The following is a 14,102-nucleotide window of genomic DNA, read 5'->3' as shown; positions in this document are numbered from 1 at the left end:
GAATTTCTAAAAATTGATTAATAAAAATATAAGTCAATGAAAACAACAAAATGTTTAATAATAGGGTCGGGGCCAGCTGGATATACCGCAGCACTATATGCTTCAAGATCGGCATTAGATCCAATACTATGTTCTGGTCTTCAAATAGGTGGGCAATTAACACAAACAACAGCTGTGGATAATTTCCCAGGATATCCCAAGGGAGTTCAGGGACAGGATCTGATGGAGGATCTGAAGTCTCAGGCAGAAAGATTTGGAACAAGAATTGTAAATGAAGAAATTTTGAATATTGATTTTAGTGATCGTCCATTCAAAGTTACTGCAGGTAGTGGAAAACAAATCTTGACTGAAGCAATTATTATAGCCACTGGTGCATCTGCCAAATGGCTGGGGTTATCAAATGAAGCTAAGTATTTCGGAAAAGGTGTTTCTGCTTGTGCCACCTGCGACGGTTTTTTTTATAAGGATAAAGAAGTTGTTGTGGTTGGTGGTGGTGATACTGCTATAGAAGAAGCCCTTTTTTTATCAAATTTAGCCCAAAAAGTTTACGTATTGGTTAGAAAAGAAACATTCAAAGCTTCAAAGATAATGCAGGCACGTTTGGATGATATTGCCAATATAGAGGTCTTGTTTAATACAGAGCTGGTTGATATTCTGGGTGATGATCATCTTGTAAATGGTGCCAGAATATATGATAGTAGCACAAAAACAGAAATTATTTTACCAGTAGCAGGCATATTTATTGCGATAGGTCATATTCCGAATACCCAAATTTTTGGAAATGCTATTCTATTAGATGATATGGGGTATATAAAAACGATACCAGGCACATCAAAAACCAATATTTCTGGTGTATTTGCTTGTGGAGATGTGCAAGACCGTGAATATCGACAAGCTATTACAGCGGCTGGTTCAGGTTGTATAGCAGCAATAGACGCCGAACGCTATCTTTCCTCGAGAGTTATTAAAAATGGATTCTACTGTATTGGATCTAATGTAGGGATCTCAACTCTAGTATCAAGAAACGGAATTAACTGTATATATCAATGATTACGAGAAGAAAATTTATTGCACAAAGTAGTATTGTAGCCTCGGCGCTTGTTTTGCCTACTACACTTTTGTCCTTTGCCACTTTAGATACAGAAAGTGAAAGCCAAACTTTTGATGTGATTATCATTGGAGGAAGTTATGCTGGTCTTTCTGCTGCTATGGCTCTGGGACGTTCTCTAAGGAAGGTACTGCTTATTGATAGTGGATTGCCATGTAACAGGAAGGCCCCGCATTCCCACAACTTTATTACCCAAGATGGAGAGAAACCTAAAAATATCGCGAATAAAGCTAAGACACAGGTATTAAATTACCAGGCAGTATCTTTTCACGAAGATATTGCTACCAAAGTAAAAAACTATGGTAAAACATTTGAGCTCACCACTGAATCAGGACGAGCATTTAAAACAAAAAAAATCCTCTTTGCCACGGGATTGAAAGATCTTATGCCTTCTATTCCTGGATTTTCTGACTGTTGGGCAATATCAATTTTACATTGTCCTTATTGTCATGGTTATGAAGTCAAAAATCAAAAAACTGGAATCTTTGGGAATGGTAATCTGGCTTTTCATTATGCCCAATTGGTATCAAATCTTACCAACAAGCTAACCATTTTTACTGATGGAGTGTCAACCTTTAGCGAAGAACAGCTGGAATTGATTCATAAAAACAAGATCCATATTGAGGAACAAAAGGTTGTTGCCTTACAACATGAACAAGGGAATTTGTCCGCTATTGTACTAAAAGATGGTTCTGTACATCAGTTAAATGCAATGTATGCACGTCCGTCCTTTGAACAACATTGCAAAATTCCAATGGAAATGGGATGTGAACTTACAGAACAAGGTCTTTTAAAAATTGATAATTCTCAGCAGACTAATATTCCCGGAGTATATGCATGTGGTGATAACTCTGCTTTCCGTTCTATTGCAACAGCAGTTTCAACTGGTTCTCAGGCTGGCGCTGCTATTAATATGGCCTTATCTACAGAAATTTTTAATTATAAATAAAACAGATGAATACATTTTTTGAACTGATTATTTTTTCAATACTCATAGGCACTGGAGCCACAATAATTTTGGATATATATTCCTTACTCATGAGACTTGTTTTCAAAATCCCTTCCCTTGATATGGGTATAGTGGGCAGATGGATAGGTCATTTTAAGCATGGTGTATTTGTTCATCAAAATATTATAGAAGCCGAAAAGATTAAAGAGGAACGGATAATTGGGTGGATCGCTCATTATCTTATTGGAATTTCTTTCGCATTCCTACTTTTAATTATTTGGGGAATAGAGTGGGTATATAATCCAACGTTTTTACCGGCCCTAATCATTGGTGTTTTAACAACTATTGCACCATGGTTTGTAATGCAGCCTGCTTTTGGTTTTGGTATAGCTGCTTCTAAAACACAGAATCCTTCTCTAGCGAGGTTAAGGAGTTTAAAAGCACATACTATTTATGGAGTGGGATTATATCTGGCAGCTATTTTACTTAGCATTGTCATCTCATAATAAGATTACATTTCTTAATATAAAGTTACAAGAAGGGTAATTCAAGTTACGAAGAGCATCTCTGTCTAACAAATGAAACAATTGATAGAGCAGAAGGACGTAATATAAAAAAAATAAAAAATAAGTAATTAGCAATGAATAAAAACGAAATTACAATTAGAACAGATATTCGTCCTGGAGATATAGGGATGATTACTTACTTACATGGTATTTCATATAAAAAAGAATATAATCATGGGATTTCTTTTGAAGCAATTGTAGCGGCAGGTCTGAACGAATTTTATAGCTCGTACAATTCTGATAATGAGCGTATATGGATTGCTGAAGATAATAGCAAAATAATAGGATGCCTTCTCCTTAAAAACCGTGGGGAAACAGCTCAATTGAGATATTTTTTTTTAAAATCTGAATATAGAGGATTAGGTTTAGGTAATAGGCTAATGCAATTGTTTATGGATTTTGCGAAAGAGTGTAAGTATAAAAATGTATGTCTTTGGACCACGGATGAGTTAGACACCGCTCATCACTTGTATAAAAAAGCAGGATTTAAATTGACAGAAGAAAAGCCATCTAATCAATTTGGTAAACTTCTTATTGAGCAACGGTATGATCTTATTTTTTGATAAGACTAGAAAATTAATTGAAAAAATAATGCATGTAAAAACATCTTATTAGTGGAAAAAAAAGTGATAAAACGAGTTTTTATAATTTCTGGTGGTTAAAAAAAATAAAGAAATAAGGAAAAGCATATTTGGTAGTTTACGAATGTTGATTAAAAAACCCTTTGATATTTCAGAGGGTTAATTGCTTTGTGTCTAGCTCTTGATAGGGTGATTTTAAACTTCCAAGTTTAAATCTTATTCTTAAATACGACAGAACTCAGATAGAACACCTAAATTTTCTTTTCGAAAGGCAAAGAATTAAAAGTGATATTTATTTGAAATACTTATGTGGAGTTTCCCTGGTTCTGTCGCATCTGGGAATAACTTTTATCTTTAGAATTTTAAACCGATCAAAAGATGAATACTAAAGGGCATTGTTATCCAAAATACGTAATTCTTCAGGCAGTATATTTCAAACTAAGATTTACAGGTAGTTACCGGGATGTTGAAGAAATAATGAAAATTAGAGGAGTGATTGTGGATCATGCCACGATTAAGCGTTGGGTTTATAAGTTTATGCCTTTCATTGAGGCAGAGATGAAGAAGAGAAAAGCCAGAGTGGGGAAGAGTTGGAGAATGGATGAGACGTATATTAAAAAGGTATTTGGTGTTATTTGTATCGGGCAGTAGATAAATTAGGTCATACAGTAGGCTTTCTTTTGACCAGAAAAAGACAGAGAATGAGCACTCAGTCTTTTCTAATTAAAGCAATTATTGATAACTACCGGCCAAGAGTAATAAATATGGATAAAAGCGGTTCTAATATCGCAGCCATCAAAGTATATAACAAACGTTTATGCTCAAAGATTAAAATCCGGCAGTGTAAATATCTCAACAATATTGTAGAACAGGACCATCGATTTATAAAATGGCAAATACAAAACGGGTTAGGTTTTAAAAGTTTTGAATCGGCTAGGCGAACCTTGAGTGGAATTGAAGTTGTACATATGCTTAGAAAGAATCAGATGGTCAAACCAGGGATATCTATGTTTAAATCATTCTGCAAATTGGCGGGCTAATTTTTAAATTACTTACATTCTTATATTTGATTCTGACAGCTGCGACAGAACCAAACTAAGCCTGTCTAATAAAGTTTTAAATTGTTAGCTTTCAGAAAGGAAATATGTTCTTTCGTGAAATAAAATAATTATTTTGTTCCATATTTGTACCATTATTTTGTAATGTATTGGTAATCAGTTGTCGTTATTTTTGAAGAAGGTAAAATAATTTCTTTTAGATTATAGATTAAAGCCGAACTAGTAATAGTTCGGCTTTTTTTATGCGAAAAAATTATTCTAGAACTATTTTTTTAATTGCTTCATTAATGTTTTTTTATTAGGAAAAATTAGATTTAATTTGCCGAAAACTAACAAATAAATATGAAAAAAATTTTAGGAACAGGATTAGTGATTTTATCATTATTCTTTGCAGGATGTAATAGCGATAGTGGCGATGATACTAATGACGCAAACAATGCTAATAATGCAAACAATCAGGCTAGCTCAATTACTGCTACTATTAATGGTGCTGCCTGGACAGGTAAGGTTAATAGCGTAACATTAATTCGTGCAACAAGTACAAAAGAGCAACGTTTTGATATAAGTGCTCAGGATGCATCACAATTATTGTCTTTGACATTTTCTAGCGAATTAACGACTGATAATGGGATGCCTGTGCGTACTTATTCTTTTGATGAAGAAAGCGAAACAAGCGATGCATTATTTATAAATACGTATTTAATAGGGAATAGTACTTATACTGAGCATGCTCCTAAAATAGGGAAAATAACAGTTACCTCTATTGATAAAGAAAAGAAAACTATTTCGGGAACATTTAGTTTTACTGCTATAAAAGCTGGTTCGTTGCAAAATCAAATTGTAACTCCAGAAACGGTAGAAGTTAGCAAAGGTGTTTTTACAAATTTATCTTATAAGGTAATTACGATAGATTAATTATTCTAAAAGCATAAAAAAACCGAGCCAGAAATGACTCGGTTTTTTTATGCTTTATACTTTTTAAAATTCAATGTATTCGTCTTCTGGTTTTCTTAGAACTATTACACCTGTCATAATTAGAGTTTCATCTTTAGAAGCTGTAGTTCTTTTTAGATTAACTTCAATGTTAGGATTATTGGAAAGCTTGAGTTCTTTTTTTTCGAAAGTAATATAAGCTACTTGTAATATATCTCCTTTTTTTGCCTTTACAGAGAATTTACCATCAAAAGCAGTATGCATACTTCTTCCTTTTATCTTTATAGTTGCTCCAGGCATTGGTAGTTTTTCTTCGTCATAAACGGTTCCTGTATATGTAATTTCTTCTGATATTGTATCATTGAGCTGTTTTGTATCGGTTTGTTCCGTTTTTATTGCTTCTTGCGCTTTTGCGCTTTGATTTCCTAACCCTAAGAATGTTATTACGGATGCAGCCGCCATCATCCAGAAAGAGTTTTTTTCTTTTGGTGTTGTGATTTTTCGGTTAAGTTGCGTGCTATTAAAACGACCACATAAGGTATTATTCTTGGTATATGCTATAAGAATTTCTCTGTCTGATGCTTTTGTAAAATCAATTACATTTTTCTGGCAATTACTGCAAAATCTACCTTTTTCAGATGGTGTCATTTCTAGCCAGTTTTCGTGGCAAGGCTCGGGAATTGTTATTTGGATATTATTTTTCATTTTAATTTGAATTAAATTTTCATCAGACAAATAATATTATGGAGTACATTTTTGTGTGTGCCTAGCTTTTGTGAGTTTTAAAAATGTATTTAATCATCTTCTGTTTTTGCTGTAACGACTTCTCCTATAAAATAATAATTTTTCATTATTGGTTTAATTTTAATATCATTTTCAAGTTTAAATTCGGTGGTTAAAAAATCTTCATGTTGAAATATTAAAACTGCTCCTTTTTTTGCCTTTATTGTAAACTCTCCGTCAAAATTAGTTTTGGTTTCAATTTTGGTTCGTTTTACTTTAACATTAGCATCTGTTATTGGGTTATTTTGAGAATCATATAAAGTTCCTGTATAGGTTATGAGGTCTTTTTTAGACTTAACCTTTATATTGTTTTTAAGTTGTTTGCGGTCTGTTTGTTCTGTTTTTGTAGCTTCTTGTGCTTTTACACTTTGCTCTCCTAATCCTAAGAAAGTAATTATAGATGCCGCTGCTATCATCCAGAAAGAATTTTTTTCTTTTGGAACCATAATATTGCGGTTAAGCTGTGCATTATTAAAACGTCCACATAAGCTATTATTCTTGGTATATGCTATAAGAATTTCTCTATCTGATGCTTTTGTAAAATCAATCACATTTTTATGGCAGTTGCTACAAAATCTACCTTTTTCGGTTGGTGTCATTTCTAGCCAGTTTTCGTGACAAGGTTTTGGAATTGATATTTTGATATTATTTTTCATTTTAATTCAAATTAAATTTTCATCAAACCCATAATGTTATGTAGGCACATTAGCTGTTTAAAGATGCAATAAATATGACATATATACTTCTTTTTGTTCCAGATTGCTTTTACGAGTTTAAAAATAGGGATTAATTGATTAAGGATTTGAATATTTTTTTAAATGATTAAAATTTTATAGAGGTTAATGTCAAATTATCTTGTCAAGATTAATGAGAACTTGACTCAGGTTATCTTAGGGTTATACTATTTTATCCGATGTTGTTTTTAGTGTATTCTTTTAGCTAAAACATTGGTTTTCATTATTTTTTATTCTTTTTATTTGTAGCAAATCAGACATAAATAGTCTTTCATTTTTCTAACTTTAAAAACCATAATTATGTATTCAGAATTTTTAGTTTCAATACTTTTATTTGTTGTTTCAATGGTATTAATGCTTTTTCCTCCAAAAAACATTAACAGTTTTTATGGTTATCGAACTAAAAAATCGATGAAGAATATCGAGAATTGGAATTTTTCAAATCATTTTGCCTCTATTGCAATTTTTGTAATCTCAGTTGGTAATATTATAGGGTTTTGTGTTGCGTCTTTATTTGTAGATGGAGTTAATAAAATTGTTTTTGCTTTAATTTTATTAGCTGAATTGGGATTGGTTTTTCTTATTACTGAAAGAAAATTATCTGAATATGAAAAAATAAGTAAATAGGATGACATCTATTTTATTTTTAAAAAAAATGAAAGCACTATCATTGGTAGTGCTTTTTTGTATATCGGGATATTCACAAGAAGTTTTTACATATGAGAAAGAGATCAGTGAAATCGGAAAATATGACTCTACTGAGATTGAAATCGAACAAACCGAAGAAAAAATAAAACTTTATGGAACTTTAATTTGTCCTAAAACAGAATTTGATAAAGTAGTAATTATTATACCAGGTTCAGGTAAAGATTCCAGGAATAGTCATTATATTTTGGTAGAAGAGTTATTGAAGAATAATATTGCCGTTTTTAGATATGACGAAAGAGGTGTTGGGAAATCTGAGGGTAAATATAACATGGTTTCTTATTGTATATCTGACAAGATAAATGATGTTATTTATGCAATTGAACATATCAAAAGTTTACCATTCTTAAAAGATAAAAAAATTGGTGTAATTGCACATAGTGAAGGTGGTTTAGCAAGTATTGGAGCAATTGAAAAAGGAACAAATGTTGATTTTTTAGTCCAATGGGCCACACCAGTAGAAAAGCATGGAGCTTTCTTAAAATACCAAGTAAAAACTGGAGTAAATTTACAAGAGAGGAATCTTCAATATACAGATTTAGAAACTAAACTCGAGGTTATGGACTTGATCCATAAAAAGGTAGAAGAAAATAAAAATGATACTAACGATTTATTAAGAGAGAAAATTAAAATTTCATTAAAAGAAAAAGGCTTTAAGAAAAAAAAATTCGAATGGTATATTTCTTTTCCTACTCATTTGGATTTATTAAGAAAGAACTACGAAGACACGTATAGAGCCCTTCAAATACCTACACTTTATATAATTGGGAGCAACGATAAATTTGTAGATCCAGTATCGAATATCAATCTTTTAAAAAGCTTTGACAATGATAATATTGAGATAAAACTTTTTAATAACCTCAATCACTATTTGACTTATGGTGAAATAAAAGTAATGAATTTTCATTTATATGAAATAGATAATTTGGTGTTAGTAGAGATTATTACTTGGATTAAAAAGATTTAGTCATTTTTTTCTTAAAATAAAATAGGTGATTTTAAGGTGAATATTTGGTCTTTTATCCTTTAGAGAAAATAAAAAGCAAAGTAATAGTGTAAATAATTTTATAGCTTAAAAATTAAATTATAAAGGCAAATAATATTGTGATGACAACATTTTTACATTCGTATTTTACCGTATTTATGAGAGAAATCTATTTTCGGGAACTAAAAAATACGGTTGAGGTCTAAAAAATGATTCTTCGGTAGTTTTAGAAAGAATCTAAACAAATAATTAAGGAACTTTACTTCTATAATTATTTAATTGATATATTATGACTTCACCACTTACTATTATTGCAGCTACAAATTTTTCCGATATAGCAAATAACGCTGTTGCTTATGCAGCGGGACTTGCAAAAGCCACAAGTGCCAAGCTTGTTTTGTTTAATTCCTTCTCTTTGGGTTTACATAGCTCTAATGCCCATATTACTGCCGAAGCTATGCAAAAGCAAATTGAGAAAGCTACCGAGAAACTAGAAATTTTCGGGAAAGAAATAGCAGATCTTTATGCTATCGAAGTAAGTTGTTTTTGCAAATATTCTTTCCTGGAGGATCAGCTTACATCGATAATTGACGATACTAATGCTGAGTTAGTTGTCATGGGAATGGCAGAGCGATCTTTTGAGCAGGAACTATTAGGAAATTCAACAACATCGGTAATAAAGAACTTAAATATACCAGTATTGGCAGTTCCTAAAAATGCTAGTTTCCAGAACATACAAAAAATACTCTACGCTTGTGATACTTTAAGTTTCTCTTCGATAAAAAGATTTAGTTGGTTAAAAGATATTGTAGGTAATCTTGGTGCCGAGCTAGAGTTTTTTAGTGTAGATGAAAAAATAGACAATCTTAAGCAGGAGCAGGGGGTACAGCTATTAAATTCTTCGCTTGAAGAAGAGTTTAAAGAAGTTAAATATATTTATAAAACGGTTAAGTCTAATGCTGTAATTAATGAGATCAAGAAAGAAATCAAGAATTATAATGCAGATATTTTAGTAATGGTACCACAAAGGTATGGTTTTTGGGATTCTTTGGTGCATAAAAGTAAAACCAGAATTATGGCAGCAGGTTTAGATATACCCCTATTATCTTTTCCTAATTTCTGATGATATTTTTATTTTATATAAAAGCAAAGAAATAACAATATAATCGATTAAAAATGAATGCAACAATTACGGCTATAGGTGGCTTTGTACCGACTTCTATCCTTAGTAATGAGATGATCTCTGAAACGGTTAATACAACTGTTGAATGGATTGAAAAAAGAACTGGAATAAAAGAACGAAGACTAGCTACTGGCAAAGATCAGGCAACATCAGACCTTGCTTGTGCTGCAATTGAGAATTTATTGCAAAACTATGATGTTGACCCAAAGGAAATAGATGGTTTATTGCTGGCAACAACAACTCCAGACCATCTTTTAACTCCTACAGCAAGTAAAATATGCGAAATAAGCGGACTTACCAATGCATTTGGATTTGATCTTAACGCAGCTTGTAGCGGTTTTTTGTATGCGCTAGAAATGGCAACTACAATGATTGAAAGTGGTCGATATGAAAAAATTATTGTGGTTGGAGCTGATAAAATGAGCTCAATTGTAGATTACGAAGACCGTAATACCTGTATTCTTTTTGGAGACGGAGCAGGTGCAGTCCTTTTGGAGAAAACAGATTTAGAATATGGCATGATGAAAAGCATCTTGCGTACAGACGGAAGCGGCACATCAGCATTATTAGTGCCTGGAGGTGGCTCTAAACTTCCTGCTACAGTGGGAACTATTGTAAACCGAGATCATTATATTAAGCAAGAAGGGGCTTTTGTATTTAAAAAAGCTGTTGAATCTATGAGTAGTGTTTCTCAAGATGTTCTTGCTAGCAATGGCTTAAGTGTAGAAGATGTTGATTGGGTTGTGCCACATCAGGCTAACTTAAGAATCATTAACGCTGTAGGCGAAAGTCTAAATATTGGGACTGAAAAGGTTAAGGTGAATATTGATAAATATGGTAATACAACATCTGCAACGATTCCGTTATGTCTTTGGGATTTTGCAGCTGATTTTAAGGAAGGGCAAAATATATTAATTACTACCTTTGGAGCTGGTTTTTCGTGGGGAGCAACTTGTATAAAATGGGGAGTTATGCGAAAACAGAAACCTGTAAAGTCTTCAAAAAACGATAAAAAATCAGAATATGCTTTAACACATTAATAGAAATTTCAATTACTTTAATAATTTTCTTAATACAACAATTGTTCTTACTTATTAGCTTATGAATTCAAAAACACAAAATAAAACTAATGGTAAGAACTTTTTCTATAAATATTATAGGATTATTGTAATACCAGTTGTTTTTTTAGTGTACTTGTCTTCTTATTTTGTTTTAAATCCTTACAGAAGTTATGGACAAGATTCTTTATGGGATTTAGATTGGACTCTTGATATATTCTTGATTTTAGCATATTGTGCGATTCTTACTGAATTAAGTCTTTTTGTAGGACGTACTCTAAATCATTGGATTAGCTGGGAACAAAAGCCTATTTTTAGGGCTTTTGTACAATTTTTGTTTCTCATTATAGGTAACATTCTTTTAAATTATTTGTTTTCTTTTTTATGGCAATTTTTCTATCCCTGGACTCCGTTAAAAGAAAGTGAACTTCTGATTATATGGCAGTCAAATTTAATGGCAGCTATATTGTCACTTTTCATAAGTTTTATTCATACTAGTATATTTTTGCTTAATCGATGGCGCGTCACTTTGGATGAGGCTGCGGAGCTCAAAATTAAGGCTTCTCAACTTCAAGAAGCTGTAACCCGCTCAGAGTTAGAATCTTTAAAACTACAACTTGATCCCCATTTTACGTTTAATAATTTTAGTACTCTTACCGAATTAATTCATGAAGACCCGCTTTCGGCAGCTTCATTTTTAGAGAATATCACAAAGGTTTATCGCTATATGATTTCTAACCTTAATAAAGACACTATTACGGTAAGAGAAGAAATTGAATTTTTAAATGCTTATTTTTATCTTTTAAAAAAACGCCTTGGTGACAAGGTTGAATTGAAAATACAAGTGAATATAACTTGTCTAGATTTTCATTTACCACCTTTAACACTGCAATTACTGGTAGAAAATGCTGTAAAACATAACGTAGCTACGTTGTCTAATCCGCTTATAATTTCTATTTATTCAGATGTTGGAGATATTGTTGTTAGGAATAATTTGCAACCTACATCAGGTAAAAGTTTTGATTCTACAGGTGTAGGGAATAAAAATATTGAATTTAGATATAAAATATTATTTGATCGAATGCCTGTCTTTTCTGAGTCTAATGGTTTTTATTGTGTTCGTTTGCCTTTAATAAAATAGTATGAAAATTTTAATTGTAGAAGATGAAATTATCAATGCCAATCGTCTTAAAAGATTGTTGGAAGAATTGGAGCCAGATTGTAAAATTCTGGATGTCATAGATACGGTTCAAGGTACGGTAACATGGTTAAATACCAATGCCATGCCCGATTTAATTACAATGGATATTCGTCTGGCAGATGGTATAAGTTTTTCTATTTTTGAAGAGGTGAAAATTACTTGTCCCATCATATTTACTACTGCTTATGATGAATATGCAGTAAGGGCTTTTAAGGTAAATAGTATCGATTACTTAATGAAACCGATTGAAAAGAATGAATTACAAGATGCTTTAACTAAATTTAAGTCTTTAGCAAAAGCAAAACATAATACCGAGGATATTGCAGATATTTTAAAGAAATTTGTTCATAAACCTTCCTTTAGATTACGTTTTTTAGTTACTTACCGTGATGGATATAAAAGCGTGGTTGTTACTGATATTGATTTTATATATTCAGAATTTAAAACGTCGCATCTTTTTCTTAAAAATGGTACTATTATAGCCATTCCCCAAACTATGGAAGAGCTTGAAGAAGAACTCGATCCAGATATTTTTTTCAGAGCCAACAGGCAATTTTTTATACGGGTAGAAAGTATAAAATCTATTTCGAATTACTTTAATGCCAAGCTTAAAATACTACTTTACGGAGATTCGGAACGTGAGGTAATCATTAGCCGAGAAAAAGCTCCTTTTTTTAAGCAATGGATGGATCGCTAATACACTTAAAATTAGGTATAACTTACTAGTTTTATAGATACTACTCTTTTTTATTGCGGTAACTATTTATCATTTATTCAATGATTATTTAGTCTGTCTGCATTACAAATCCAAAAAATAAATTCAATTTTATTTCTTCATTGTAAATCAAACTAATAGCTCGAAAACGGATTGTAAACACAAATAACATAAACATTGCCCACGGTTTCAACCGTTGGAACGCAATTTATTATCGCAATCTGTACTGCACGGTTGAAACCGCGGGCTTAGTTCTTTTTTCCTTTGGTAACCTACGTATTCGTTTCAGTATTGAAAAATTACGGTTGGGTAATCTTCTAATAATTTATGAGGGGTTTGGGTTGTTATTTTGTCGTCAAATTCGATGTATTCATTCAAAACGAAATAAAATGACAAAACAGTTTTTCCAAAATAATAAAACACTCAGCAAAATGGTAGTTTTATTGATTATCATTAGCTTTTCTTCGTGTGGAAAAGGTGGCGCAGAAGCTTTAGAAGCTCCAAAACCAGAAGTAGATTTTTTCCAGGCTAAATCTATGACAGGCGAAGTTGAAAAAAAATACCCAGGAATTATCGAAGGCTCAGTTAATGTAGATATAAAACCTCAGGTTTCAGGATATCTTGAAGCAATTTATGTAAAAGAGGGAGAGTATGTAAGCAAAGGACAATCACTTTTTAAAATTAAAGCAGATGTTTTTGTAGAGCAGGTTAATAATACTCGTGCAGCGTATAAGAGTGCTTTGGCAAATCTTGCAAACGCCAAATTAGAGATTGAAAAAATTAAACCTCTTGTAGATGCTAAAGTATATTCGGATATGCAATTAAAAACTGCACAAGCCAATTATGATGCAGCAGTAGCGCAAGCAGCTCAGGCAAAATCGGCTTTGGGATCTTCACAACTTAATGCTGATTTCTCTTTGATTAAAGCACCGGTAAGCGGTTATATTAGCCGTATTCCTAATCGTGTAGGTAATCTGGTTACCCCAACAGATGCTGTTCCATTAACTATTCTTTCTGAGATTAATACTGTATTTGTGTATTTCTCTTTGAGCGAATCTGATTATTTGTCTTTTTCAAAAGATTCACAATTAAACCAATCTGTAAGTTTGATTTTGGCAGACGATAGCTTGTATGAACATCAGGGAAAACTAGAAGTTGCCAGCGGTAATATTGATCGTACTACAGGAACTATTGCATTAAAAGCAATTTTTCCAAATCCAAAGAAACAATTACGATCAGGAGGTTCAGCAAGAGTTGTATTAAATAGTAGTTTGTCTTCGGTAATTAGTGTTCCAATGGCAAGTGTAAAAGATATTCAGGATAAATTTTTTGTTTATGTTTTAAGACAAGCCAACAAAGTAGCGATGGTTCCTATTGAAATTACTGGTAGTGCAGGTGCAAATTATTTTGTAAAATCTGGTGTAAAATCAGGAGACAAGATTGCATTAAATACTATCGATGCACTTTATGACAATATGGAAGTAGTTCCCAAAGTAGCTGCAAAAGCGCTAAGCAATAAATAAATTTCGGTTTTAATATAAAA

The 14,102-nt window shown here is 32.1% G+C and carries 14 protein-coding genes and 1 pseudogene; 13 read left to right on the top strand and 2 right to left on the bottom strand.

The genetic code is table 11. The annotated features are described in order from the left end of the window. Positions 1-36: 36 nt before the first annotated feature. The 6 genes and pseudogenes from trxB (at position 37) to AC3IPI_RS20065 (ending at position 5,177) form a co-directional block, all read left to right on the top strand. Positions 37-1,050 (top strand): thioredoxin-disulfide reductase, encoded by a 1,014-nt coding sequence (gene trxB, locus AC3IPI_RS20090; protein ID WP_489155238.1) that lies wholly within the window; start codon positions 37-39, stop codon positions 1,048-1,050. Beyond that, a complete protein-coding gene (locus AC3IPI_RS20085; RefSeq protein WP_489155236.1) occupies positions 1,047-2,057 on the top strand; it encodes an NAD(P)/FAD-dependent oxidoreductase in 1,011 nt (336 codons plus the stop codon). The genes trxB and AC3IPI_RS20085 overlap by 4 nt, the downstream gene beginning before the upstream one ends. A 5-nt stretch (positions 2,058-2,062) precedes the next feature. Beyond that, entirely contained in the window at positions 2,063-2,563 is a 501-nt protein-coding gene (locus tag AC3IPI_RS20080) for a DUF2938 domain-containing protein (RefSeq protein WP_489155234.1), read from the top strand. Between the two features lie 134 nt (positions 2,564-2,697). Next, positions 2,698-3,186, top strand: coding sequence for a GNAT family N-acetyltransferase (locus AC3IPI_RS20075; protein WP_489155232.1), 489 nt, complete (start codon positions 2,698-2,700; stop codon positions 3,184-3,186). Positions 3,187-3,582: 396 nt separating this feature from the next. Further along, positions 3,583-4,244: pseudogene (locus AC3IPI_RS20070) on the top strand (IS6 family transposase). Positions 4,245-4,604: 360 nt separating this feature from the next. Continuing rightward, complete coding sequence (locus AC3IPI_RS20065; RefSeq protein WP_489155230.1) at positions 4,605-5,177, top strand: Riean_0653 family protein; 573 nt, start codon at positions 4,605-4,607, stop codon at positions 5,175-5,177. Between the two features lie 63 nt (positions 5,178-5,240). On the opposite strand, the gene AC3IPI_RS20060 is transcribed toward AC3IPI_RS20065, so the two are convergent. Continuing rightward, a complete protein-coding gene (locus AC3IPI_RS20060; RefSeq protein ID WP_489155228.1) occupies positions 5,241-5,900 on the bottom strand; it encodes a carboxypeptidase-like regulatory domain-containing protein in 660 nt (219 codons plus the stop codon). A gap of 89 nt (positions 5,901-5,989) precedes the next feature. Continuing rightward, a complete protein-coding gene (locus AC3IPI_RS20055) occupies positions 5,990-6,634 on the bottom strand; it encodes a carboxypeptidase-like regulatory domain-containing protein (RefSeq protein ID WP_489155226.1) in 645 nt (214 codons plus the stop codon). 378 nt (positions 6,635-7,012) lie between these two features. Here AC3IPI_RS20055 and AC3IPI_RS20050 point away from each other — a divergent pair, with 378 nt between their 5' ends. The 7 genes from AC3IPI_RS20050 to AC3IPI_RS20020 all read left to right on the top strand — a co-directional run bounded on the left by AC3IPI_RS20050 (position 7,013) and on the right by AC3IPI_RS20020 (position 14,082). Further along, the gene (locus AC3IPI_RS20050) at positions 7,013-7,339 is read left to right on the top strand and encodes an SdpI family protein (RefSeq protein ID WP_489155224.1); all 327 of its coding nucleotides are present in this window, start codon (positions 7,013-7,015) and stop codon (positions 7,337-7,339) included. A gap of 28 nt (positions 7,340-7,367) precedes the next feature. Next, entirely contained in the window at positions 7,368-8,384 is a 1,017-nt protein-coding gene (locus AC3IPI_RS20045) for an alpha/beta fold hydrolase (protein WP_489155222.1), read from the top strand. 307 nt (positions 8,385-8,691) lie between these two features. Continuing rightward, on the top strand, positions 8,692-9,525 hold the full coding sequence (locus AC3IPI_RS20040; RefSeq protein WP_039115345.1) for a universal stress protein: 834 nt from the start codon (positions 8,692-8,694) through the stop codon (positions 9,523-9,525). Positions 9,526-9,578: 53 nt separating this feature from the next. Beyond that, entirely contained in the window at positions 9,579-10,625 is a 1,047-nt protein-coding gene (locus tag AC3IPI_RS20035; RefSeq protein WP_409416835.1) for a 3-oxoacyl-ACP synthase III family protein, read from the top strand. Between the two features lie 61 nt (positions 10,626-10,686). After that, positions 10,687-11,784, top strand: a complete 1,098-nt coding sequence (locus AC3IPI_RS20030) for a sensor histidine kinase (protein WP_409416834.1) — start codon at positions 10,687-10,689, stop codon at positions 11,782-11,784. 1 nt (position 11,785) lies between these two features. Continuing rightward, the gene (locus AC3IPI_RS20025; protein ID WP_489155218.1) at positions 11,786-12,541 is read left to right on the top strand and encodes a LytR/AlgR family response regulator transcription factor; all 756 of its coding nucleotides are present in this window, start codon (positions 11,786-11,788) and stop codon (positions 12,539-12,541) included. 407 nt (positions 12,542-12,948) lie between these two features. Continuing rightward, positions 12,949-14,082 (top strand): efflux RND transporter periplasmic adaptor subunit, encoded by a 1,134-nt coding sequence (locus tag AC3IPI_RS20020; protein ID WP_489155216.1) that lies wholly within the window; start codon positions 12,949-12,951, stop codon positions 14,080-14,082. Positions 14,083-14,102: the final 20 nt, after the last annotated feature.

This window comes from Flavobacterium sp. GL_143, from assembly GCF_057834355.1.
This window is presented reverse-complemented; position numbering and strand designations above follow the sequence as displayed.

What these genes read in the sequence shown, in the direction of transcription:
- AC3IPI_RS20080 (WP_489155234.1), top strand. Translation starts at nt 2,063, where the DNA reads ATGAATACATTTTTTGAACTGATTATTTTTTCAATACTCATAGGCACT.
- AC3IPI_RS20045 (WP_489155222.1), top strand. Translation starts at nt 7,368, where the DNA reads ATGAAAGCACTATCATTGGTAGTGCTTTTTTGTATATCGGGATATTCA.
- AC3IPI_RS20060 (WP_489155228.1), bottom strand. Translation starts at nt 5,900, where the DNA reads ATGAAAAATAATATCCAAATAACAATTCCCGAGCCTTGCCACGAAAAC.
- AC3IPI_RS20035 (WP_409416835.1), top strand. Translation starts at nt 9,579, where the DNA reads ATGAATGCAACAATTACGGCTATAGGTGGCTTTGTACCGACTTCTATC.
- trxB (WP_489155238.1), top strand. Translation starts at nt 37, where the DNA reads ATGAAAACAACAAAATGTTTAATAATAGGGTCGGGGCCAGCTGGATAT.
- AC3IPI_RS20030 (WP_409416834.1), top strand. Translation starts at nt 10,687, where the DNA reads ATGAATTCAAAAACACAAAATAAAACTAATGGTAAGAACTTTTTCTAT.
- AC3IPI_RS20075 (WP_489155232.1), top strand. Translation starts at nt 2,698, where the DNA reads ATGAATAAAAACGAAATTACAATTAGAACAGATATTCGTCCTGGAGAT.
- AC3IPI_RS20040 (WP_039115345.1), top strand. Translation starts at nt 8,692, where the DNA reads ATGACTTCACCACTTACTATTATTGCAGCTACAAATTTTTCCGATATA.
- AC3IPI_RS20055 (WP_489155226.1), bottom strand. Translation starts at nt 6,634, where the DNA reads ATGAAAAATAATATCAAAATATCAATTCCAAAACCTTGTCACGAAAAC.
- AC3IPI_RS20085 (WP_489155236.1), top strand. Translation starts at nt 1,047, where the DNA reads ATGATTACGAGAAGAAAATTTATTGCACAAAGTAGTATTGTAGCCTCG.
- AC3IPI_RS20050 (WP_489155224.1), top strand. Translation starts at nt 7,013, where the DNA reads ATGTATTCAGAATTTTTAGTTTCAATACTTTTATTTGTTGTTTCAATG.
- AC3IPI_RS20020 (WP_489155216.1), top strand. Translation starts at nt 12,949, where the DNA reads ATGACAAAACAGTTTTTCCAAAATAATAAAACACTCAGCAAAATGGTA.
- AC3IPI_RS20065 (WP_489155230.1), top strand. Translation starts at nt 4,605, where the DNA reads ATGAAAAAAATTTTAGGAACAGGATTAGTGATTTTATCATTATTCTTT.
- AC3IPI_RS20025 (WP_489155218.1), top strand. Translation starts at nt 11,786, where the DNA reads ATGAAAATTTTAATTGTAGAAGATGAAATTATCAATGCCAATCGTCTT.